Source organism: Roseibium sp. AS2, from assembly GCF_038900065.1.
Taxonomy (GTDB): domain Bacteria; phylum Pseudomonadota; class Alphaproteobacteria; order Rhizobiales; family Stappiaceae; genus Roseibium.
The window spans coordinates 934,980-956,944 of sequence record NZ_JBBMQN010000001.1 but is presented as its reverse complement, the minus strand read 5'-3'; the positions used below and the strand labels follow the sequence as shown (position 1 = coordinate 956,944).

The following is a 21,965-nucleotide window of genomic DNA, read 5'->3' as shown; positions in this document are numbered from 1 at the left end:
AGTTGTGTCGTGCGCCGAATTCACAAAATGGGCGGAGAGCGGTCATCCATTGCGGTTTAGGCGAACGGCTGCATCGCGGCCGAAGCTGCCGCTGGCTGAATGTCTGCAATCGGGGTCCGATGGTATTGAGGCATCTTATCTACATACTGCGTTCCGGCGATGACGCAGCTCCGAGAGAGAAATGATCAATGAATGCACGCAAGCGAGGCATGTCTTGCAGCTGACGTGGAAAATAGAGAAAGAACCCTGGGCGTTCAGGCGTGAAGTCCGTCAGGATGGCAGCAAGCAACCCACTCTCGATAAGGCGGTCCAGCCCTGCCTTCAGTGACCATCCGATTCCAAAACCATGGCAGGTGGCATCGATGACAGATCGTAAATCGTTAAATACGAGAGAGCCGGTCACGCTGATCGTCTGTACGTTCCCATTCACGAGAAACTCCCATTGTGCAATCTGCCCGGTGCTGATCCGGCGATAGCGAATACACTCGTGGTCAAGCAAGTCGCTCGGTTCCTTCGGGCGTCCAAAGGTATCGAGATAGGCGGGTGCCGCCACATACGCACCTTGCATGGGCTTGGTCAGCGCCACGGCAATCACGTCACCGGACAGATAGTCTCCAAGCCGGATTCCCGCATGAAAGCCCCGGGCCACTATGTCCGTCAGCTCTTCGTCGATTGAGAGGTCGAGCTCGACGCCGGGAAAGGCCATTCTGAAAGATGCCAGACGTGGAGCGATCGCCAACTGCCAGGCACGAAATGGCAACGTGATGCGTAGCGGACCGGACGCTTCGTCTGCGGAAGACCTTATGGCTTCGAGAGCCGCATCTGCCTCGGACAGCACATGCCGCGTCCGTTCGTGGAGCGCGTGGCCCGCATCCGTAAGCACGACCGAGCGGGTGTTGCGCACGAACAATGCCGTTCCGAGTTGCTCCTCGAATGCCTTCAGTTGCTGGGAAACGGCGGATGCGTTGACCCCGAGAACCGCTGCCGCGGCCCGAAGCGTCCTATGCTCCGCGATCGTGTGAAAAGTGCGAAGGCCAAGAAGTTCAGCTCGGTTCATTGTGTAATTTTTCTAATCATGATGCTAAGAATATATAGCATTCAGACCTAATCCGTAAATCCTTACGATGCGGGGCAGGAAGGACCTCGCATGACCACATCAGCCGCTACGGAGCGCACCGTCACCTCCGGTGTCGTCACCATTCTGCTTACCGTATCCGCAATGGCCCTCACGGACGCATTTGTGAAATACGCCAGTTCCGACATGACGCTCTGGCAGATCTACGTCTGCCGGTCGTGCCTTGCCCTGCCGGTCCTGATGCTGTTGGCATGGGGCCGGTTTTGGCCGCGCGCAGTGGGGTGGGTGTCGCTTCGCAGCACTCTGCTCGTCGCCATGTATCTGGCAATTTACGCGGCGATCCCCGTGCTTGATCTGTCGGTGATTGCAGCCTCGCTTTACACCGGGCCGCTCTTTATCGTTTTGCTTTCAGCGGTTTTCCTGAATGACGCTGTCCGACCGGCGCATTGGGTTGCCGTGGCACTTGGCTTTGTCGGCGTCCTCTTCGTGGTCCAGCCGGTTGGCTCGGACTTCACGCCTCTTTCGCTCGTCCCTGTAGCGGCCGCATTCCTCTATGCGGCAGCCGCTGTCCTGACACGCGCCAAATGCGCAGATGAGGCGCCCGTCGCTCTGGCAATCAGCCTGAACATCGCACTGGTGGTCTGCGGATCCGTCGTCAGCGGGGCGCTCATCCTCTTTCAGCCGGGCGGGGCGGCAGACTACCCGTTTCTGCTCGGAACCTGGTCCCCCGTCGATCCCGATACCATGTCTGTTCTTCTCGTCATGGCGCTGCTGATCGTCGCGGTCACGATAGGACTGGCGCGGGCCTACCAGTCGCCTCGTCCGCAGGTCATCGCAACGTTCGACTACGCCTATCTGATCTCGGCCGTGTTCTGGGGGTTTGTGTTTTTTGGAGAGGTCCCGGACCGCGCAACGGTCGCCGGGATGACGCTGATTGTCATTGCTGGAATGCTCGTTCTCGCTGGCACCAAAGCGGCAGCCGGCGAAAGCAAAATCAAGCTTGCAGAAAAATCAGGGCAAGAATAGCCGCCGTTCGCTGTGAACTGGCGAACGTCGTTGATGAGCTGGAAGCGGCTCTTCGCTGTTTGCAATCAAAAGTCTTCTCAGGGCCAAAATGGTCCATGATCAGCGAGCGACGGGCAATGACAGGAGCAGGATTTCCCGGGCCGGTTCCAAATCCGGAGACCCGTTTCGGGACGAGATGAGTCTCATGCCCAAACACCTCGGACAGATTGTTGGTTTCCGTCCAAGGTGTTGTAATTAAAAAGTAAAGTTGATGCCAGCCCGACGCTTCGCGAAGTCATATGCGTTTGCCTGCAAGCCGTCAGATGTCGAGGTTGGCGACCGCCAGGGCGTTGTCCTGGATGAATTCCCGGCGCGGCTCGACTTCGTCGCCCATCAGCTTGGTGAAGATGTCGTCGGCGTCGTCCGCCTCCTTCACCTTGACCTGCAGCAGCGAGCGGACATTCGGGTCGAGCGTGGTTTCCCAGAGCTGTTCCGGGTTCATTTCGCCCAAGCCCTTGTAGCGCTGCAGGGAAATGCCCTTCTGGCCGAAGGCATAGATCTGGGTGAGCAGGGCACGCGGGCCGCGGATCTCCATCGGCACGTCCTTGCGCCGGAGCACGGCGGCCTTGCCGTAGATCTCGTTCAAATGGGCCGCGTGGGCGGCAAGGCGCCGCGCGTCCGTGGATCCGAGTAGCGCCGGGTCGATTGTCGCCGCTTCCTCCACGCCGCGAACCGTGCGCCGGAATACCAGGCTGCCGTCTTCGCGTGCTTCACCGGTCCAGCCGCGCTCGAATTCATCCGCCAGAATGTCCATGCGGCGGGCGATATAGGCGGCCACCTCTTCCGCCTTGGACGGATCTTCGAGCGTGTCGGTATTGAGGGCGCCGGCGATCGCGGCCTGTTCGACCACGTCCCGGTTGTAACGCGAATGCAGACCGTCGAAGATATCGGAAATGGTCCGTGCGGTGTCCAGAACCGTGCGCAGATCCTGACCGGTGCGGACCTCGCCGTTTGCGAGCGTGAGCGAAGTCTCGTCGAGGCCCTGTGCGATCAGATAGTCTTCCAGCGCCGCCTGGTCCTTCAGATACTGTTCGGACTGGCCGCGCTTGACCTTGTAGAGCGGCGGCTGGGCGATGTAGATGTAGCCGTTTTCAATCAGCGACGGCATCTGGCGGAAGAAGAACGTCAGCAGCAGCGTACGGATATGGGCACCGTCCACGTCCGCATCGGTCATGATGATGATCTTGTGGTAGCGCAGTTTCTCGATGTTGAACTCTTCCATGCCGATCCCGGTGCCGAGCGCCGTGATCAGCGTGCCGATTTCGTTGGAGGACAGCATCTTGTCGAAGCGCGCGCGCTCCACGTTGAGGATCTTGCCGCGCAGCGGCAGAACGGCCTGGTTTTCGCGGTGCCGGCCCTGCTTGGCCGAGCCGCCGGCGGAATCGCCCTCCACCAGGAACAGTTCGGCCTTTGAGGCGTCACGTTCCTGACAATCGGCCAGCTTGCCGGGCAGGGAGGCGATGTCGAGGGCGCCCTTGCGCCGGGTCAGCTCGCGCGCCTTGCGTGCGGCCTCGCGCGCGGACGCGGCTTCCACCACCTTGGACACGATCGTCTTCGCCGGTGCGGGATTTTCCTCGAGCCATTCGCTCAAGGTCTGTGAGATCAGGTTCTCGACGGCCGGGCGCACCTCGGAGGACACCAGCTTTTCCTTGGTCTGCGAGGAGAATTTCGGATCCGGCACCTTGACGGAAAGAACGCAGGTCAGGCCTTCGCGGCAATCGTCGCCGGTCAGGGAGACCTTCTCCTTCTTCATCAGGCCGGTCGATTCCGCGTAGCCGGTGACCTGGCGGGTCAGGGCGGCGCGGAAGCCGGCCAGATGGGTGCCGCCGTCCCGCTGCGGAATGTTGTTGGTGAAACACAGCACGTGCTCGTGGTAGCTGTCGTTCCACCACATGGCCGCCTCGACGGTGATGCCGTCCCGTTCCGCGCTGACGACGACCGGGTCTTCGATCAGCGGATGCTTGGCGCGGTCGAGATAGCGGACAAAGGCCTCAAGTCCGCCCTCGTAGTAGAGCTCTTCGGTCACTTCTTCCACACCGCGCTTGTCGGTGAGGGTGATGCGGACACCGGAATTCAGGAAGGCAAGTTCGCGCAGGCGGTGTTCCAGCGTGCCGAAGTCGAATTCGATCTTGGTGAAGGTTTCCGGAGACGGCAGGAACGTGACTTCCGTGCCCTTTCTGCCGTTGGCCGGCCCGACGACCTTGAGCGGCTCTTGGGCGTCGCCGTGGGAGAAGGTCATCCGGTGTTCCTGGTCGTTGCGCCAGATCCGCAGCTCCAGCAGCGTCGACAGGGCGTTCACCACGGACACGCCCACACCGTGCAGGCCGCCGGACACCTTGTAGGAGTTCTGGTCGAACTTTCCGCCGGCATGTAGCTGGGTCATGATGACCTCGGCAGCCGATACGCCTTCTTCCGAGTGCACGTCGGTCGGTATGCCGCGCCCGTTGTCGGATACGGTGACGGACCCGTCCGCGTTGAGGGCCACCGTCACCAGATCCGCGTGACCGGCCAGCGCCTCGTCGATGGCGTTGTCGACCACCTCGTAGACCATGTGATGCAGACCGGAGCCATCATCCGTGTCGCCGATATACATGCCTGGCCGTTTGCGGACGGCGTCGAGGCCCTTCAGAACCTTGATGCTGTCGGCGCCGTATTCGGCGTTGCCTTCTGTTTCCGGGGTCGGCTGTGGCTCGGACGTGGACGTGTCGCTCATGCGAATCAATCACCAATCGGGTTGTCTTTTCTAACCCCGTTATACGGGGTTCCGGCGGGGGTTCAACCACGCCGGAGCCGCTGGCAAGCCAGCGAAGGGATTATGGTGGAAAACCATAAGATTCAGGCGGTTTTAAGAGCCGGAAGCTGCCCTGATCAGGCGGCTTTGACGGTCCCTGATCTCGAACATCTCCGCGGCCGGCGGCAGGGCCTCGAACAGGGCCTCGTCGGTTCCCGTCATGAACACCTGTCCACCCAGGCTCTGCAGCCTGGAAAACAGGGCCGCGCGCCGGTCAGGATCGAGATGGGCGGCGACCTCGTCGAGCAGCAGGACCGGGGTCATTCCCGACACTTTGGACGTCAGATCCGCATGCGCGAGCACGAGGCCGATCAGGAGCGCCTTCTGTTCGCCGGTGGAGGACTGGCCCGCCGGCATCGCCTTGGCCGCATGCAGGACCTTCAGGTCGCTCAGATGCGGCCCGCTCAGGGTCCGGCCGGCGGCGCGGTCCCGTGGACGCCCGTCCCGCAGCATGCGCCTGAAGGCGTCTTCTCGGTCCGAGGCGCCGAGCCCGAGTGTCTCGGCCTCGAAGGCGCCCTCCAGCGCAAGCGCGGCATGGGGAAAGGGGAGATCCTGCTCCGCCTGTTCGAAGATCATCCGCCCGAGCAGACCGACGGTTTCGCCACGGGCAATGGAGACAGCTGTTCCCAGTTCGGCGACCTGCTGCTCCAGGGCTCCCAGAAACGCATCGGATCCGCCCTGGTCGAGCAGGCGATTGCGCTGGCGCAGCGCATTTTCAAAGTCGCTGACCCTGCGCCCGTGGGCGGGGTCGAGCGCGAGCGTCAACCGGTCCAGGAAACGCCGCCGGTCGGATGCGGGGCCGGTGAACAGCCCGTCCATCGCCGGAACCAGCCAGAGCACCCGCATGTAGTCGAGGAGGCTCTCCGAACCGCGCACGTCCTCGCCATCGATCCGCACCTTGCGGCCCGAGGTGCCGGGCGCAAGGCCCGTGCCGATTTTCGTTTCCATGCCGTCCAGCAGCACGGTGGCGGCAACGCTCCAGCTGCCGTCCCCCTGCCTGTCCGCGATATCGGAGAGCGTTGCCCTGCGCAGACCGCGCCCGGCTGTCAGGAAGGAGATTGCTTCCAGAATGTTGGTCTTGCCGGCGCCATTGGGGCCGACAAGCGCGACCAGCCTTGCGGAAAGGGTCAGCGACAGGGTGGCATGATTGCGAAAGCCGGTCAGGGACAGACGGGTCAGCTGCGCCGTCTGGAAGTCTGTCATGTCCCTGCGTCCACCTGCCTGAAAATGCCGGTCCGGATCACACCCGCATCGGCATCAGAACGAACAGACAGTCGTCGACCGTGTTGTCCTGGATGAGCGTCGGTGACCCGGAGTCGGCCAGGCGGAACAAGGCCGTATCGCTGCTGAGCTGGTTGGCGATGTCGAGCAGATAACGCGAGTTGAAGCCGATTTCCATCGCATCCGCGTCATATTCGACGGCCAGTTCCTCGGTCGCGCTGCCTGAATCCGGATTGTTCACGGTCAGCACCATCCGGCCCTCGGTCAGGGACAGCTTGACGGCGCGGCCGCGCTCGGAGGAGATCGTCGACACGCGATCGACGGCTTCCTTGAATTCGTCCCGGTCGACGCGCATTTCCTTGTCGTTGCCCTGGGGGATCACCCGGCCGTAGTCGGGGAAGGTGCCGTCGATGAGTTTCGAGGTCAGCACCACGGAGCCGGTGGTGATGCGGATCTTGGTATCCGACAGTTCGATCTGCACGTTGGCTTCCGGGTCTTCCAGGAGCTTCTGCATTTCGCCGACGGTCTTGCGCGGCACGATGATGCCCGGCATGCCTGCGGAGCCGGCAGGGGCCGGCACTTCGGCCTGGGCCAGCCGGTGACCGTCCGTGGCGACCGCGCGGAACAATTGCCCGGAAGGCGTGTCCACCGTGTGCAGATAAATGCCGTTGAGATAATACCGGGTCTCTTCCATCGAAATGGCGAATTGCGTCGTGTCGATCAGCTTGCGAACGTCTGCGCCGGTCAGCGAGAAGCCGTGGCTGAAGTCGCCGGCGGTCAGGTCCGGAAAATCCGTTTCAGGCAGCATCTGCAGCGTGAACCGCGACCGGCCCGCCCGGATTTCAAGCGTCGCATTGTCGCTGGTTGTCTCCAGGACGACCTGCGAGCCATCGGGCAGCTTGCGCACGATGTCATAGAACATGTGCGCGGGCACCGTGGTCGCGCCAGGCAACTCGATCATGGCCGGGACGGATTCTACGATTTCCAGGTCGAGGTCGGTGGCCTTGAGGTTGATCGCGCCGCCGTCGGCACGCAACAGCACGTTCGACAGGATGGGAATGGTATTCCGGCGTTCGACCACCCGGTGAACATGGGTCAAGGACTTGAGGAGGTCGGTCCGCTCGAGGGTGGCTTTCATACGCTCGTTCCGTAACTCGTGAAAGGCCGGGTGGAAATCCCGGCTGAACTGACAGGGGCTCCGGTGAGGAGCGGGGTAAGACCCTGCCCTTAACCGGCTGCAAAATCAAGGGGGCGTCCGGTCGGAACGCCCCCAAAAATTGATCGGCAATCGTGCAGGCCCCGCACCCGAAACACTCACGCTCCGGTCCCGGAACGCCCCGCGTTCAAACGCGCGCCGGCAGACGGCTCCGACATCGGCGGACCTAGGCGTCGAGCATGCGCTTCAGCAGTTCCAGTTCCTGTGCAAGCGCGTAGTCGGCACGGGCCAGTTCCTCGATCTTGCGCACCGCGTGGAGCACCGTTGTGTGATCCCTGTTGCCGAACCGGCGGCCGATTTCCGGCAGCGAGCGCGGTGTCATGACCTTCGCAAGATACATGGCGATCTGGCGCGGGCGCACGATCGTCCTGGTCCGCCGGGCCGACAGCAAGTCCGCCTTGGTGACGTTGTAGTGTTTGGAGACCACCCGCTGGATGTCCTCGATCTTGACCCGGCGCGGTTCGCTGGAGCGCACCAGATCGCGCAAGGTCAGTTCCGCCATCTCCTGGGTGATCGGATGATTGGTCAGCTGATTGTGGGCGATCAGGCGGTTGAGGGCGCCTTCAAGATCTCGGCCGGAGGAGGCCACGTGGCGGGCGACGTAATCGAGCACGCCTTCCGGAACATCGAATTGCGGATAGGCTCTGCGGGCCGCTTCGACACGGGATTCCAGAATGTTGCGCCTGAGGGCAAAGTCCGGTTCCTGAATGCCGACGACCAAGCCGCCGGAAAGGCGCGAGCGCACGCGGTCGTCCAGGGTGTCCAGTTCCGAGGGAGCCCGGTCGGCTGCCACGATCACCTGGCGCGCCCCGTCGATCAGGGCGTTCAGCGTATGACAGAATTCCTGCTGCACCTGCTTGCCATGCAGGAATTGCATGTCGTCGATGAGCAGGAGATCGATCGTGCGCAAGTTCTCCTTGAACGCAAGGGCGGACTGGGATTTCAGCGCGGTCACGAACTTGTACATGAAATGCTCGGCCGTCAGGTAGAGCACCTTGCGGCCGCCGGCCCGGGCCTTGGCGGCAACAGCCTGCATCAGGTGGGTCTTGCCCAGGCCCACGGAGGCATGCAGATAAAGCGGGTTGAAAGTGACCGCTCCGCCGCCGGCAACCTGACGGGCCGCGGCCAGCGCCAGATTGTTGGATTCTCCTTCAACGAAGGTTTCGAACGTGTATTTCGGGTCGAGCGAGGCTCCCTGCAGCACGTCCCGGGTATTGTCCGGGCCGGTGTCGCCGCGGCCGAGCGCGGCGGTTGCCGCCTGGGCGCGGGTGACCTGCGCTGCATCGGCCAGGCCCTCGCCACGGCCATCGGTGCTGGCTGCCTGCGTGCCCTGCGGCGCTGCGAGGCTCGGTTTCGCCACAACCACCTGGCGCGGCCGGATCGCCCCCCGGACCGTCAGTTCGATACGGTGGACGTTGTCACATTCCCGCTGCCACAGCCCCATCAGCTGATCATTGTAGTTGTTCTGAATCCACTGCTTCAAAAACCGGGTGGGAACGGACAGCCGCACAGTGCCGTCCTGATGTTCTTCAAGGTCAACGCGCGCGAACCAGCTGGTGAACACATCGTCCCCCAGTTCGGCCCGTAGCTGCTTCTTGACCCGTTTCCACTGTTCGGAGCCGCCTGCCTCCTGAACCTGCATATCAATAGCCTCCTGTATATTTGAAGACCAGTCCGCCACAGCCGATCTTCGACGCCTTGCTGCTTTTGCAGCATTATAGTGTCCCTTTTGGGACGGTTATTTTATTGACGGCCGAATCTGGTCTGCCGCGCACCCCCGCTTGTGAGCGGGGTTTCTAACTTTGAATCCAAGGCAATCCTGCAGCCTTCCATCCGGCCTGCGTTCCGCGGTGCCCCGCCTGATCGAGGGGGCCTTCAAAACCGTCGGAAATATTGAAGCACTGCGTGTGTCCGGCCTGCGTCAGGGCTATTGCTGCCGCCTGACTCCGTGCGCCGGAGCGGCACAAGAAATAGATTGGCGCGCTGAGGTCAAGTTCTTTTTTGACCAGGAGGTCGGAAACCGTTTTTGGAAAATCGGGATTGGGTCCCGACGGCGGAAAACTCTGCCATTCCGCCAGCACGGGTTCCTTGCCGATGGGGCGCAGATCCGGAAGGCCGACAAAGGACCATTCCGCCTGCGTCCTCACGTCGACGAGAACAGCGTCAGGCTGTTCCGAGAGCCGGCTGTAGGCCTCCTGCGCGGTCACATTTCCCGCATGTTCAACTTTTGATTGCAAAAACGCCCCCTTCAACAGCGAAACGCCATTGACTAATAGAAACTAACAAGATGTACGGAAAGAAGTTTTGGTCTGGAGCGCGGCTAAGCGCCTCAAGTATTGAATACATTGACGTATTCAATCCACACTATAGAGAATGAGTGCTCAGCAGTATTTTTATGGGACTTATGCATTGTTGATCCAAGCACCGTTTTAGATTGTCTGCTGGTCTTTTCCGCCAGCCGTGTTGTTAATATACAGACAGCGACCCGAGGAGCAACCGCGTGTTTTCGCCAACGGCGGAAAGTGCCGGTTTTCGCGTCCTGATCCGGGCGAGGCGGGCGCCTTGGGGCCACGGAACAAATGCTTTTTGCCGCAATGACTTTTCGCTTTCAGGGGCCCTGTAACAATTCAAAAACAACAATTTCAAAAAAAATATTGCCACACATGCCTTGACTCTCAACGAATCCGGTTTGGCGGGGTTTGCCCATTATTACATGTATGTAACCAATTGAAATCGTTAACATTTCTCTGGCAGCGCCAAACTCGGTAGAAATCGCGATATTGGCCCTGCCTGAGGGTGTTCCGCTTCATCCACAAAATTGCACGGCTAAAAAAAACCCGGCACGATGGCCGGGTCTTTTTAACGGTGATGTGACGGAAGCGTTACGCGCCGAGTGCCTTGATACGGGCATTGAGACGGGAAACCTTCCGGGAAGCCGTGTTCGTGTGCATCACGCCCTTGGACGCTGCGCGCATGATTTCGGGCTGCGCTGCCTTGAAGGCTTCGTTCGCAACCGTCTGGTCGCCAGAAGCGATCGCTTCTTCAACCTTGCGCAGATAGGTGCGCACGCGGCTGCGGCGATCTTTGTTCGTGGCCGTCCGGCGGGCAATCTTACGGGCCGCCTTCTTGGCCGATGGTGTGTTGGCCATGGGCTCAATCCTGATCGGTAAATGGGACAAATGTCCGGTGGCGATCGGGACCAAGGCACGATGGCAGCAAGACCCGATCAAAAAGCAACGGCGGCAGAAGACCGCCACCGATTGGGCGCCGCTTATAATCTTGCTGGCGCCAACCGTCAACGGCTTTATCGTTGTTTGGCCGAGATTATTTGTTGCGGAAATCCGGTGAGCGTTTCTCCGTGAACGCGCTCATTCCTTCCTTCTGGTCTTCCAGGGCGAACATTGCCTGGAACACCCGCCGCTCGAACCGGACCCCTTCGGCAAGGGTGGTCTCGTAGGACCGGTCGACGCTTTCCTTGGCCATCATGACCACGGGCAGCGAGAATTCCGCGATTTTCTCTGCGGCCTTGAGCGCTTCCTCGAGAAGGTCGTCCGCCGGGACGATGCGGCTGACAAGACCGCTGCGCTCGGCTTCATCCGCATCCATCATCCGGCCGGTCAGCACCATTTCCATGGCCTTGGACTTGCCCACGAACCGGGTCAGCCGCTGGGTGCCGCCGGCGCCGGGAATGACCCCGAGCGTGATTTCCGGCTGGCCGAATTTGGCCGTGTCGGCGGCAATGATGAAGTCGCACAGCATGGCGAGTTCGCAGCCGCCGCCAAGCGCGTAGCCGGCGACTGCCGCTATGATCGGCTTCCGGTTGCGCGAAACCCGGTCGAAAGGCGTGATCAGGTCGCCCTGATAGGCGGACGAGAAATTGTGCGGCTGCATTTCCTTGATGTCTGCGCCCGCGGCAAAGGCCTTTTCAGATCCGGTGATGACGATGCAGCCGATCCGTTCGTCCGCGTCATAGCCGTCCAGGGCGGTGCCAAGTTCGGCGATCAGCGCCGAATTCAGCGCATTCAAGGCTTTCGGCCGGTCGAGGGTGATCAGTCCGACTTTGCCGCGTTTTTCAACGCGGATGTTTTCATATCCCATAACGCCGCTCCCTAAGGCGGGCCTTGCCGCAATCCCGGACCCGCCGCGGTGTCGAAGCGGACCGGATCCCCGCAGAGCCCGGAACATCCAAAATCAACGCGCAATGCCTAACCGACCCGGGGCGGGTCTGCAAGCTTGACTGAAGGGACAGGTCACTTCTGGCAGACAGGGCAATGAAAGGTCGACCGGTTCGACTGGACCAGCCGCGCGACGGTGCCCGCGCAGCCGGGCGTGCGGCAGGTTTGCCCCTCCCGGTCGTAGACCGCGAAACTGTGCTGGAAATAACCCAGGGACCCGTCCGCCTGGGTGTGATCGCGCAAGGACGATCCGCCGGCCCGGATGGCGTCTTCCAGGGTTGCCCGGATATGGCCTGCGAGCGCCACGGCCTGTGCGCGCGGGCGCCCGGTCCGGGTGACCAGAGATCCGGCGGACCGCTCCGGGCTGAGGCCGGTGCGCCAGAGCGCCTCGCAGACATAGATGTTGCCCAGACCCGCGATCAGTTTCTGATTGAGCAGGGCGGCCTTGAGGCTGGTCTTGCGCCCCGCGAACAGGCGCGCAAGCGTTTCGCCGCTCAGATCGTTGCCGAGAGGTTCGAGGCCGAGATCGCGGAAGTAGGGATGCTCGGACAGGGCAGGTCTGGCGACAAGATCCATGAAGCCGAAGCGCCGCGGGTCGTTGTAGACGATACGCGCCGGCGACCCGTCCGCGGCCTCCAGGTGAAAGACCACGTGATCGTGCTTCGGGTTCTTGCCGCGTGCATGGGCGAAGCTGCCCGGTTCCAGCCCCGTGCCGTCGCTCTCGATACGGAACGATCCGGACATGCCCAGATGCATGATCAGCACGTCGCCGCTGTCGATATCCCCGAGCAGGTATTTCGACCGCCGCGACAGGGCCGTCAGCCGCCGGCCCGTCAGCCGTTCGGCAAAGCCGTCCGGAAACGGAAAGCGCAGATCGGCCCGGTTCTGGTCGACACGCCGGATCAGCGCGCCCTCGAATGTCGGGGCCAGGCCGCGCCTGACGGTTTCAACTTCCGGCAGTTCGGGCATCGCGGGTCTGGTCTCCGTTTGAAATGCGCGCTATAGGCCTGCGGCATATGATGTGCCGTGGCCGGCAGAGATAGCGAATGACAGTCACTTGTACTATGGTCCGGCGCGATTTGAAGAGCATTCGTGACGACCATCCTGAAGCGGCGATCCCGCACGGGATGCCCACACACGTTAGCAACGATCAGTTGATCTGCTCCGGAACGGGCAGGCTGATCCTGGAGGCATATTCATGAGCCAGCAGGCACAGGGGAAAGCCGGTAGCGACGGCCGGCAACCGGAAGACATGCCGACGAGCTTCGGTTTCACCAGGGTCGCGGAGGGCCGCAAGCAGGCATTGGTGGACGATGTTTTTCACAAGGTCGCCGAGCGCTATGACCTGATGAACGACATGATGTCCGGCGGGTTCCACAGGGTCTGGAAAGACGCGATGGTCTCTTTCCTGTCGCCGCCCCGTGCACCGGCTTCCGGCTGGCGCCTTCTGGATGTCGCCGGCGGGACCGGAGACATCGCGACCCGCGTGGTGAGGCGATCCGGGGACACCGCCACGGCGGTGGTCTGCGACATCAACGAATCCATGCTTCAGGTCGGCCGCGACCGCGCCGGCAAGGCGGGTCTGAGCGATCACATCACCTTTTCCCAGGGCAACGCCGAAGAGCTTCCCTTCCCGGACAAGAGCTTCGATGCCTATACGATCGCCTTCGGCATTCGCAACGTGCCGGACATTCCCAAGGCCCTGCGCGAGGCGCACCGGGTTCTCAAGCGCGGCGGGCGCTTCCTGTGCCTGGAGTTTTCCGAAGTCGATGTGCCGGTCCTGGACAAGGTCTACGACACGTTCTCGTTCAACGCGATCCCGGTCATCGGCCGCTGGGTGACCGGCGACGGCGATCCCTATCAGTATCTGGTGGAATCGATCCGGAGGTTTCCGAACCAGGAGCGCTTCGCCGACATGATCCGCGAGGCCGGTTTCGAACGGGTCGGCTACAGAAATTATTCCGGCGGCATCGCCGCCTTGCATCACGGCTGGAAATACTGATCAATGGCGCTTGCGGTAATGCCTTTCCTCCGCCTCGTGCGGGCCGGTTTCGTGATGGCGCGCGAGGGCGTCTTCGGGCTTGTCAATCTTCCGGACCTGCCGGCCGGACCCCGGTTTGCCCTGGCGATGGCGCGCCTGCTGGAACGGCGCGCGGTCCGTGCCAAAAGCGCCGATCTGCGTCTCTCGGACGCGCTCAACAAGCTGGGTCCGTCCTATGTGAAGCTGGGCCAGTTTCTGGCGACGCGCGCGGATGTGGTCGGCAAGGATGCCGCGCGCGAACTGTCCGCGTTGCAGGACCGTCTGCCGCCCTTCGATGACGCCGCCGCCAGGGCCGCGGTCGCCGAACAGCTGGGCCGACCGGTCGAGGAGGTCTTCGTGGACTTCGGCCCTGCGGTTGCCGCGGCCTCGATCGCCCAGGTGCATCGCGCCCTGGTCCGCGACAAGGACGGCAGTGAGCGCGATGTGGCCGTCAAGATATTGCGGCCCGGGGTCGCGCGCCGGTTCCAGCGCGATCTGGAAAGCTACTATCTGGTCGCCCGTCTTGCCGAGCGGTTTCATCCGCCGTCCAGGCGCCTGCGGCCGGTCGCCGTCGTCGACACGCTGGCTCAATCTGTTGCCATGGAAATGGATTTCAGGCTCGAGGCGGCGGCCCTGTCGGAAATGTCGGAAAACATCGCCGAAGACCCCGGCTTCCGGGTGCCGCAGGTCGACTGGTTGCGCACTGCCAAGGGCGTCTTGACCATGGAATGGGTCGACGGCCGCAAGATGTCCGATGTCGACGGGTTAGCTGAAGACGGCCACGATCTGGAAGCGCTCGGCGCAGCCGTCATTCAAAGTTTCCTCCGGCACACCCTCCGTGACGGCTTCTTCCACGCCGACATGCATCAGGGCAACCTGTTCGTGGAGGCCGACGGCACCCTGGTGGCCGTCGATTTCGGTATCACCGGCCGCCTGAACACGCGCGAGCGCCGGTTCCTGGCCGAAATCCTGTTCGGCTTCATCACCCGCAACTACCGCCGCGTCGCCGAGGTCCATTTCGAGGCCGGTTATGTGCCGGCCCATCAGGATGTCGACATGTTCGCCCAGGCGATCCGGGCGATCGGCGAGCCGATCCACGGCCACGATGCCAGCGAGATCTCCATGGCGCGCCTGCTGACACAGCTTTTCGAGGTCACGGAACTCTTCGAGATGCGCACGCAGACCCAGTTGATCATGCTGCAGAAGACCATGGTCGTGGTCGAGGGCGTGGCCCGCTCGCTCAATCCGAACCTCGACATGTGGAAAACGTCGGAGCCGGTGGTGGCGAGCTGGATCAAGGACAATCTGGGGCCTGTCGGCAAGCTGCGCGACGCCGGCGATGCGTTGAGTGCCCTGGCCCGGATCGCCAACGACCTGCCGTTCTTCGCCGACCGGATCGGTCGCATGTCGGAAGAGCTCGAGAAAATGACGATGACCGGCCTGAGGTTCGACGATGCCACCGCCGAAGCGATCGGCAAGGCGGAGGCCCGTCACGGCCGCTCTGGCAGGATCGCGCTCTGGGCCATCGCCCTTTCGGCCGGCGCGATTGCGGTGCATCTCATTTTCTGACCGGTCTTGCGTCCGGCCTTTCATCCGATCTGGTGGCGGAGGGGATCAGGAGATCATGCAGCCGCGCGGGCATCGGCAAAGGCATGAATGCGCCGCATCGCCTCGCGCAGCGTTTCGTCCGGGACGGTCAGCGCCACCCGGATCAGGGAATGCGCGTTCTGGCCGAACGAGGGCCCGGGCATGACCGCGACCCCTTTCGTCTCCAGAAGGCTCCAGGCGAATTGTTCCCCATCCAGTCCGGTTCCGGAAACGTCGATCATGATGAACATGCCGCCGGACACCTTGCCGGTCTTGAGAGACGCGCAGCCTGCAAGCTCGCGGGATATCAGGTCGGCCCGCGCGGCATAGCTCTTGCGCATGCGCGCCGCAGTATCGAAGTCGCCACGCAGGGCGGCTTCCGTCATGTCCGCGATGAAGGGCTGGTTGCCGAACAGAATGGTCTCGGAAATCGGCAGGAGCTTTGTGCAGAATTCTTCCGGTCCGACCGCCCAGCCGCTGCGAAAGCCCGTCGCCGCGAATGTCTTGGAAATGGAAGAAGTGACGATTGTCCTCTCCCGGAGCGCCCCGATCTCGAGCGGCGAGGCGAATTCGCCCTCGAATATGAGATCCTCGTAAACCTCGTCGCAGACGATCCACAGGTCGTGCTCGCAGGCAAGACGCCCAAGCTCGACCAGCGTGTCGCGATCGAGCAGGGACCCGGTCGGATTGTGCGGCGTGTTCAGCAACAGCACACGGCTTGTCGGTGTGATGGCCCGTTCAAGGTCCGCCGGGCGCATGATGAACCCATCCTCGATGTTCAGCGGGACGGGCTGCAGGATCGCGCCGGGTGCGCGAACGACCCCTTCATAGGTCGCGTAATAGGGATCGCCGACCAGGACGCCGTCACCGGCGCCCGCCAGTGCCGTGATGACGGCATAGAGCGCGGTCTGGGTTCCCGGAAAGCACAGGATGTTGGCGCTGGTGATCCCGGGAAACCGCGGGGCGTATTTCTCGACCAGCGCGTCCAGCAGGCCTTCCTCGCCGCGGCCGTTGGAATAATGGGTCCGGCCCCGGCGCATGGCGGCCGTGCAGACATCGACAAGGTGCGGGTCGACGGCAATGTCCGGTTCGCCGATGGTCAGTTCGATCACGTCCTCACCGGCGGCCGTCTTTTCCCGGGCGGCGTTGTGAACGGCCCATTTTTCTCCACCGAGGTCGGCGAGGCGATCTGTGATACCTGCGTAGCGCATCTGGGCGTTCCTGTTTTATTTGTGTTGCTGGCCGCCCGACAGGCTGCCTTGCGGCAACCCGAGCAGCCGTTCGCAGGCCTCGGTGACAAGATCCGGCAACAGGGTGCGGCTGTAGAGGCCCGCGTTGAGGGAACCTTCCATCCACAGGCCGTCGATCAGCCCGTTCACCGCAATGGCATGACGCCGGCAGTCGGTGGACGCGTGCGGCAGGCCCTGCGCGGCAAGGACGGGCTCGATCAGGCTCTCAAGCAGTGCCAGATAGTCCCGGTAACCTTCCCGGTGGATGTCGGCGAAATCGGTCTCGTAGCGGACGCGGCCGACGAAGGTCGCCCACAGGGACACTTTTTCTTCCGACAGATTGGGCGTGGTCATGTTGGCAATCAGGAAATCGCGCAACTGGTCGTTCGCGTCGCCCACGGACCGACGCGCCCTTGTTTCCGCGTCGGCGGTCAACTGGCCGATCAGATAGGCATAGGCGCTGGTGACAAGATCGTTCTTGCTGCCGAAATAATGGCGCAGGAGGCCTGCGGTGACGCCGGCTTCTTCCGCAATCCTGCGTACCGTCGCTCCCTTTAGCCCATGTTGTGCGACACAGCTCAGCGTCGCCTCCAGAAGGCTGCGCTTGCGCTCGTCAAGGGTCAGTCGGCGGAATGCTTTTCGGCTCATCGCGGCGTGGCAGGTCTGGAGGTCTGTTTCGCTTGTTATACATTTGTATAAAATTATGGAAAGCGCAACTGGCAATCGTGTTGCCGGCTCAGTATCCCTGACGCCGGTCGATTGCCAGTTGCGGACGCTGGCCCTGAAGAAGCTCGACGGCTGAGGCATGGATCTGCTGGGCCACCACACTCGGCGTGGAGTCGCTTGCGATATGGGGCGTGATCCTCAACCGGTCGTCGCGCCAGAACGCATGATCTGCCGGCAGGGGTTCTTCGCGGAAGACATCGAGGCTGGCTCCGGCCAGCCGGCCATCGTCCAGGGCGGCGGCGAAATCGGCCTCGTGCAGGTGCTCGCCCCGGCCGATCTGGATCAGCCAGGCCCCGGTTTCGAGCTGGTCGAAGAGCTGGCTGTTCAGGATGTTTTCCGTTTCGTCTGTCAGCGGCAGGACGTTGATCGCGATCCGGCTGCCCTTGCAGGCCATGGCCAGGGAGTCGGCGCCTGAATGGTAGCTGACCCCGGCCAGTGGATCCTCTGGATCGGAACGGCAGGCAACGGCCACGGAAAAGCCCATGGCGGCCAGGGCCCGGGCAACGGCGGCGCCCATCGTGCCGTTGCCGAGCACCGCGATCCGGGTCTCGACCGGCGGAGACATGGGCAGCGGGTTCCAGATGCGCGCGCTCTGCTGGTCTTTCATCCGGGCAAACGAGCGCAGAAAATGGAGCACTTCGTGACACGCGTACCCGGCCATCAGATCCGCCTGATGGGGATCGCGCACCCGGCAGACCAGCGTTTCCTCGTCAAGACCTCGATTGGCGAGCAGGGCGTCGACACCCGCTCCGACGGACATGGCCATCTGAAGGTTCGGATAACGGGCAAAGGAGTCGCTGTCCGGCTGCCAGCAGACCGCGAACCGGATGGACGCGGGATCGGAGACTTCTTCCGGATTGAACAGCCGCACCTGCCTGCTGCTGTCCGTGAAGTCGAGGCCGTAGAAGCTTTTCAGATCCATCGTGCTGCTCAAGAGCACGCCGTCGATCGTCTCTGCCTGTTCCAAGTGATGTCTCCTGCGTGGCTTGAGCGAGTTTTTCCTTGCTCCCGGCGTATAGTTATACAAATGTATATTTACGAGTAAAGCGTTTGGAAGCTCCGCAGGCGCAAGTGTCTTGCGGGGCAGTCACCTGAAGGGGAAAGCAGATGTTGCAGACCAGCCGGTCCGCTGATGTGAGCAAGGCCGAGTATGAAACCCGCGTCGAGCTCGCAGCCTGTTACCGGCTCGCGGCGCATTTCAGGATGTCCGACCTGATCTACACCCACATTACCGCGAAGGTGCCCGGAGAGCCGGGACGCTTCCTGATCAATCCCTATGGCTACATGTGGGAGGAGATCACGGCATCGTCGCTGGTGAAGATCGACGTGGACGGCAACAAGGTCTGCGACAGCCCGGACCGGGTCAATCCTGCGGGGTTCACGATACACAGCGCAGTTCACATGGCCCGCAGTGACGCAGCCTGGGTGATGCACACGCATACACGGGCCGGGGTCGCTGTTGCGTGCCTGAAGGACGGGCTGCTGCCCTTGAACCAGATCGCCCTGCAGTTCCACGGCCGCGTCGGCTACCATGACTACGAAGGCATTGCGCTCGACCTGGAAGAGCGCGACCGGATTGTCGAAAGCCTGGGATCCTATCCTGCCCTGATCCTGCGCAACCACGGTCTGCTGACCGTCGGGCAAAGCGCCGGGCAGATGTTCTCCAACATGTTCTACCTCGACCGGGCCTGCGAGATTCAGCAATCCACCCTTTCGATGGGCTTGCCGCTGGCAAGGATCGTGGACTCGCTGGCAGAACACGTCACCCGGCAATACGACAAGATGGCCTTCGACGACGGTGACCTGCTGCTTGAATGGAATGCAATGATGCGCCTCGCGGATCGCCTCGATAAGGGTTTTCGCCAATAGACTAATTTAGTTGATTTTTCAGTCCTTTGTAATGTTGGTGTCGTATTTTCATGAAACTGTTCAGCAACATGTAAATTGTTGCTTCATTTTTGCACTTGCTCACAAAATAGTCAGGCCGGTCCTTGACTTGATGGATCTGCGTGTTAGCCTCTGCAGCATCCTGATTTGCCGGACATTCGGCATTCACGGGCAATGAAATGTTTGATCTGGTCTGTGTCGCCCAGGAATGGGCGATTGCAAAGACTGTCGAGCGTTCGTCCGTGAAACACGGCAGAGGTTTGAAACGTCGCCGGCTTCCCGGCGATGTTGGGCCAAGAAACGATGAGAGCCCGAACCGCCTGGTTGCGTCTTCTGTAGCTGACCAGTCTGCCAGACAAGCACACTATCTCCGGTGCGCATTCCAGGTATCTGGAAAGCTGTTCACCGGGCCACAGGGCATTTGGCCGACGAGAGTCCGGCTTCGGGAAACCGTGACCTTGCAGAAAGGCCGGAGCCCGTTGACGGCCTCGGGTCGCGGTGAACGCTGCCGGGTCTCGGCCGGGTCTGTGGCAAACAATCAGCAAGCGGTTAAAGCAAGCCAAGGAACTGGATTGATGAACGTTACGAACGCTATAGATTGCAACGGGTTGTCCGCGGCGCCGACCCTATTGCGGATCAAGCAGGCGCTGGTGGGACTGGTCGACAACGCCCTGCCGCTCGAGATCCTGGTGGACGCCGGTTGCGACCGTGACCGGTTGCGCCGTTCGCTCGGGCGCCAGGTCGATGCCGTTCGACTGGTGTCCCGGCCGCAATAACGGTCTTTCCGGGTCCGGATCCGGGCTTTTCAAGCGTGATCTGACGGATCTGTCCCCCGGGCCGCGATGCGTCGACAGCTTTGTCCGGTGCGTCTTTCGCGCCGGGAGATTTCTCCAGATGCATCGAAATCCGGACCGGCAGGATTTGTGCCGGCCGGGGCACGGCAGCCGGTTTGGTGCGGCTGGCGAACAAGGCCGGTGAATTAAGGCCGGCGAACAAGGAATGTTTTTTTGTCTGATCTGAATGTTGACGACAAGCCGTCCGGAACGTCCGTTCCGGTTTCCGCCGATGGGGTCAGTCCGGAAGTGCCGGATTTCGCTTTCGATCCGACAGACCCCTGGACGGAGACCTTCCAGAAAGGTCTGGAGCGGGCCGGGCTGTCCGGCAAGCGGATTTACGAAGTGGGCATCGGTACCGGGACCAATGTGGCCTTTCTACTGCGCATGTGCGGTGCATCGCACGTCTCGGGCAGCGATCTCGACCCGCGGCTGGTCAATCTTGCCGAACGCAACGTCAGAAGCCTGGCTCCGGAAGAGGCGGACCTGTTTCATCCGGTCAGGGGCGCGGTGAGCCTGATCGATACCGACGAAGCCCGGGCCATGATCGCGGGGACCGATGTCATCATCGCCTGTCTGCCGCAGGTCGGCGATCCCGGAGACAGGCGTCTGACGGCCTTCCGGGAGGCCCAGGCGGTCGCATTGCCGGAGAGCGCGGAAGGGCAGGCAGACGATCATATTGCGCATTATTATCCGTGGGCGGCTTTTGACGAATATCCGTTCAACTCGGTCGGCCTGGGTTTGAACGAGGCACTGCTGCGCCGCATCCGGGACCACGCGCCGGCCGCGCAGGTGATCATGAATTTCGGGTGCCGGATCGGTACCGGCATTATTTTCGAGATGTTCGAGGCCAATGGATTCCGGCCGGAAAAGCTGTATTCCCAGATCGTCCGCCAGGATGCGGGGACCGATATCTCGTTCTTCGTCATGCTTGAAAAGGCGTTGAAAGGGACCGGGCTGGAAAAGGACCTGGTCTGCGCGTTCTTTGCGGATGAAAAGGCCGACAGGCCCCTGTCCGCCAGCCAGGCGCAGGACCTGCTGGACCGGGACCCCGACGCAGCGCTCTTTCATGAAGTCTGTGTGATCCGCGCTGTCCCGCGCGCGGCGTGAGGACGGCCCTGAATTCGGAGCGGCTGCGTCACCCGCCTGAGCGTGAGATTGATCCGGCCGTCGTTTTTAAGCAGCGTCGAGGTCCCGGCCAGGGCCCTGTCGATGCCGTGGAACGCGAGTCTCGCCTCGCCGACGACACGGAAAGGGGCCGTGTCGCCGAAGGAAGCCGGTATGACCGGGGCCTCAATAGTCTCCTCATAAAGCCCCGAACGGGCAACCTGTTGAAAGCTCACATCTAGACCGTGCCGCCCAGGCTGCCTTCGAGCGCGACCAGTTCCTGACCACCTGCCATCAGATCCTGCAATTCTTCCGGCTCGATCTGGCCTCGTTGGGCGGTGCCCAGGGTCTTGCCCCGGTTCAGGACGGTGAAACGATCACCGACAGCCATTGCGTGGCGCACATTATGGGTGATGAACACCACGGCGATGCCTTGTTTGCGCACCTTGTCGATGGTCGCCAGAACATTCGCGGTCTGCCGCACCCCGAGAGCCGACGTCGGTTCATCGAGAATCAGCACCTTTGCCCCGAAGTGCACCGCGCGAGCGATGGCGACGGTCTGACGTTCGCCGCCGGACAACGTGCCGACCGCCTGGTCCGGGCCGCGCAGGTTGATGCCCATCTGGCTCATTTCCTCCATCGTCACCCGATCGGCATGCTTGCGGTCGAAGAACGATATGCCGGCAATCTTTTTGGTCGGTTCGTTCCCCATGAAGAAATTCCGCGACACCGACATCAGCGGGATCATGGCCAGATCCTGATAGACGGTTGCGATCCCGGCGGTGATTGCGTCGCGCGGATCCTCGAAGTGCATTTCATTGCCTTCGAAGAGTATTTCGCCCTTGGTCGGTTTGTGAACACCGCTCATGGTCTTGATGAAGGTGGACTTGCCTGCGCCGTTGTCGCCCAGAAGACAGTGGCATTCACCGGGGAAGATTTCGACGGACACGCCGGCCAGGGCGATGACGGAACCGAAATGCTTTTCGATCCCTTTCATCTGGATGATGGGTGCATGGGTGGTTCGGGAATTCAT

Annotated in this window: 19 protein-coding genes; 6 read left to right on the top strand and 13 right to left on the bottom strand. The window is 62.0% G+C overall.

The features are described 5' to 3' along the window. Positions 1–139: 139 nt before the first annotated feature. Positions 140–1,057, bottom strand: coding sequence for a LysR family transcriptional regulator (locus WNZ15_RS04380; protein ID WP_342891708.1), 918 nt, complete (start codon positions 1,055–1,057; stop codon positions 140–142). Positions 1,058–1,147: 90 nt separating this feature from the next. Here WNZ15_RS04380 and WNZ15_RS04375 point away from each other — a divergent pair, with 90 nt between their 5' ends. Next, entirely contained in the window at positions 1,148–2,101 is a 954-nt protein-coding gene (locus tag WNZ15_RS04375; protein ID WP_342891707.1) for a DMT family transporter, read from the top strand. A gap of 298 nt (positions 2,102–2,399) precedes the next feature. Here WNZ15_RS04375 and gyrB read toward each other — a convergent pair whose 3' ends face one another. The 8 genes from gyrB to mutM form a co-directional block, all read right to left on the bottom strand. Further along, on the bottom strand, positions 2,400–4,853 hold the full coding sequence (gene gyrB / locus WNZ15_RS04370; RefSeq protein ID WP_342891706.1) for a DNA topoisomerase (ATP-hydrolyzing) subunit B: 2,454 nt from the start codon (positions 4,851–4,853) through the stop codon (positions 2,400–2,402). A 132-nt stretch (positions 4,854–4,985) separates the two neighbouring features. Then, entirely contained in the window at positions 4,986–6,134 is a 1,149-nt protein-coding gene (gene recF / locus WNZ15_RS04365) for a DNA replication/repair protein RecF (RefSeq protein WP_342891705.1), read from the bottom strand. Positions 6,135–6,171: 37 nt separating this feature from the next. Then, positions 6,172–7,290: a DNA polymerase III subunit beta gene (gene dnaN, locus WNZ15_RS04360; RefSeq protein ID WP_342891704.1), complete on the bottom strand. Its 1,119-nt coding sequence runs from the start codon at positions 7,288–7,290 to the stop codon at positions 6,172–6,174. Positions 7,291–7,534: 244 nt separating this feature from the next. Further along, positions 7,535–9,010, bottom strand: a complete 1,476-nt coding sequence (gene dnaA, locus WNZ15_RS04355) for a chromosomal replication initiator protein DnaA (protein WP_342891703.1) — start codon at positions 9,008–9,010, stop codon at positions 7,535–7,537. 154 nt (positions 9,011–9,164) lie between these two features. After that, positions 9,165–9,620 (bottom strand): rhodanese-like domain-containing protein, encoded by a 456-nt coding sequence (locus WNZ15_RS04350; protein ID WP_342891702.1) that lies wholly within the window; start codon positions 9,618–9,620, stop codon positions 9,165–9,167. Positions 9,621–10,250: 630 nt separating this feature from the next. Beyond that, positions 10,251–10,517, bottom strand: a complete 267-nt coding sequence (rpsT, locus tag WNZ15_RS04345; protein ID WP_342891701.1) for a 30S ribosomal protein S20 — start codon at positions 10,515–10,517, stop codon at positions 10,251–10,253. 175 nt (positions 10,518–10,692) lie between these two features. Then, positions 10,693–11,466 (bottom strand): enoyl-CoA hydratase, encoded by a 774-nt coding sequence (locus WNZ15_RS04340; protein ID WP_342891700.1) that lies wholly within the window; start codon positions 11,464–11,466, stop codon positions 10,693–10,695. Between the two features lie 152 nt (positions 11,467–11,618). Next, on the bottom strand, positions 11,619–12,512 hold the full coding sequence (mutM, locus tag WNZ15_RS04335) for a bifunctional DNA-formamidopyrimidine glycosylase/DNA-(apurinic or apyrimidinic site) lyase (RefSeq protein WP_342891699.1): 894 nt from the start codon (positions 12,510–12,512) through the stop codon (positions 11,619–11,621). A gap of 283 nt (positions 12,513–12,795) precedes the next feature. Between mutM and ubiE the strand changes: the two genes are divergently transcribed. Continuing rightward, the gene (gene ubiE, locus WNZ15_RS04330) at positions 12,796–13,545 is read left to right on the top strand and encodes a bifunctional demethylmenaquinone methyltransferase/2-methoxy-6-polyprenyl-1,4-benzoquinol methylase UbiE (RefSeq protein WP_342891857.1); all 750 of its coding nucleotides are present in this window, start codon (positions 12,796–12,798) and stop codon (positions 13,543–13,545) included. A gap of 3 nt (positions 13,546–13,548) precedes the next feature. Then, a complete protein-coding gene (gene ubiB / locus WNZ15_RS04325) occupies positions 13,549–15,132 on the top strand; it encodes a 2-polyprenylphenol 6-hydroxylase (RefSeq protein ID WP_342891698.1) in 1,584 nt (527 codons plus the stop codon). A gap of 53 nt (positions 15,133–15,185) precedes the next feature. Here ubiB and WNZ15_RS04320 read toward each other — a convergent pair whose 3' ends face one another. The 3 genes from WNZ15_RS04320 to WNZ15_RS04310 all read right to left on the bottom strand — a co-directional run bounded on the left by WNZ15_RS04320 (position 15,186) and on the right by WNZ15_RS04310 (position 18,072). Beyond that, positions 15,186–16,361, bottom strand: coding sequence for a pyridoxal phosphate-dependent aminotransferase (locus WNZ15_RS04320; RefSeq protein ID WP_342891697.1), 1,176 nt, complete (start codon positions 16,359–16,361; stop codon positions 15,186–15,188). 15 nt (positions 16,362–16,376) lie between these two features. Continuing rightward, positions 16,377–17,027, bottom strand: coding sequence for a TetR family transcriptional regulator C-terminal domain-containing protein (locus WNZ15_RS04315; RefSeq protein WP_342891696.1), 651 nt, complete (start codon positions 17,025–17,027; stop codon positions 16,377–16,379). 88 nt (positions 17,028–17,115) lie between these two features. Beyond that, entirely contained in the window at positions 17,116–18,072 is a 957-nt protein-coding gene (locus tag WNZ15_RS04310; protein WP_342891695.1) for an NAD(P)-dependent oxidoreductase, read from the bottom strand. Between the two features lie 140 nt (positions 18,073–18,212). Between WNZ15_RS04310 and WNZ15_RS04305 the strand changes: the two genes are divergently transcribed. The 3 genes from WNZ15_RS04305 (at position 18,213) to WNZ15_RS04295 (ending at position 20,935) form a co-directional block, all read left to right on the top strand. Beyond that, positions 18,213–18,974 (top strand): class II aldolase/adducin family protein, encoded by a 762-nt coding sequence (locus WNZ15_RS04305; protein WP_342891694.1) that lies wholly within the window; start codon positions 18,213–18,215, stop codon positions 18,972–18,974. Between the two features lie 593 nt (positions 18,975–19,567). Beyond that, positions 19,568–19,768 (top strand): hypothetical protein, encoded by a 201-nt coding sequence (locus WNZ15_RS04300; protein ID WP_342891693.1) that lies wholly within the window; start codon positions 19,568–19,570, stop codon positions 19,766–19,768. Between the two features lie 231 nt (positions 19,769–19,999). Then, the gene (locus WNZ15_RS04295; protein ID WP_342891692.1) at positions 20,000–20,935 is read left to right on the top strand and encodes a hypothetical protein; all 936 of its coding nucleotides are present in this window, start codon (positions 20,000–20,002) and stop codon (positions 20,933–20,935) included. 235 nt (positions 20,936–21,170) lie between these two features. Here the strand turns inward: WNZ15_RS04295 and WNZ15_RS04290 are convergent, their stop codons facing one another. After that, the gene (locus WNZ15_RS04290; protein ID WP_342891691.1) at positions 21,171–21,965 is read right to left on the bottom strand and encodes an ATP-binding cassette domain-containing protein; all 795 of its coding nucleotides are present in this window, start codon (positions 21,963–21,965) and stop codon (positions 21,171–21,173) included.

Excerpts from the sequence above, each read along its gene's own strand:
- rpsT (WP_342891701.1), bottom strand. The coding sequence starts at position 10,517 with ATGGCCAACACACCATCGGCCAAGAAGGCGGCCCGTAAGATTGCCCGC.
- dnaN (WP_342891704.1), bottom strand. The coding sequence starts at position 7,290 with ATGAAAGCCACCCTCGAGCGGACCGACCTCCTCAAGTCCTTGACCCAT.
- WNZ15_RS04300 (WP_342891693.1), top strand. The coding sequence starts at position 19,568 with ATGAACGTTACGAACGCTATAGATTGCAACGGGTTGTCCGCGGCGCCG.
- mutM (WP_342891699.1), bottom strand. The coding sequence starts at position 12,512 with ATGCCCGAACTGCCGGAAGTTGAAACCGTCAGGCGCGGCCTGGCCCCG.
- ubiE (WP_342891857.1), top strand. The coding sequence starts at position 12,796 with ATGCCGACGAGCTTCGGTTTCACCAGGGTCGCGGAGGGCCGCAAGCAG.
- dnaA (WP_342891703.1), bottom strand. The coding sequence starts at position 9,010 with ATGCAGGTTCAGGAGGCAGGCGGCTCCGAACAGTGGAAACGGGTCAAG.
- WNZ15_RS04305 (WP_342891694.1), top strand. The coding sequence starts at position 18,213 with ATGTTGCAGACCAGCCGGTCCGCTGATGTGAGCAAGGCCGAGTATGAA.
- WNZ15_RS04320 (WP_342891697.1), bottom strand. The coding sequence starts at position 16,361 with ATGCGCTACGCAGGTATCACAGATCGCCTCGCCGACCTCGGTGGAGAA.
- WNZ15_RS04315 (WP_342891696.1), bottom strand. The coding sequence starts at position 17,027 with ATGAGCCGAAAAGCATTCCGCCGACTGACCCTTGACGAGCGCAAGCGC.
- WNZ15_RS04290 (WP_342891691.1), bottom strand. The coding sequence starts at position 21,965 with ATGAATTCCCGAACCACCCATGCACCCATCATCCAGATGAAAGGGATC.
- ubiB (WP_342891698.1), top strand. The coding sequence starts at position 13,549 with ATGGCGCTTGCGGTAATGCCTTTCCTCCGCCTCGTGCGGGCCGGTTTC.
- WNZ15_RS04380 (WP_342891708.1), bottom strand. The coding sequence starts at position 1,057 with ATGAACCGAGCTGAACTTCTTGGCCTTCGCACTTTTCACACGATCGCG.
- recF (WP_342891705.1), bottom strand. The coding sequence starts at position 6,134 with ATGACAGACTTCCAGACGGCGCAGCTGACCCGTCTGTCCCTGACCGGC.
- WNZ15_RS04375 (WP_342891707.1), top strand. The coding sequence starts at position 1,148 with ATGACCACATCAGCCGCTACGGAGCGCACCGTCACCTCCGGTGTCGTC.
- WNZ15_RS04340 (WP_342891700.1), bottom strand. The coding sequence starts at position 11,466 with ATGGGATATGAAAACATCCGCGTTGAAAAACGCGGCAAAGTCGGACTG.
- gyrB (WP_342891706.1), bottom strand. The coding sequence starts at position 4,853 with ATGAGCGACACGTCCACGTCCGAGCCACAGCCGACCCCGGAAACAGAA.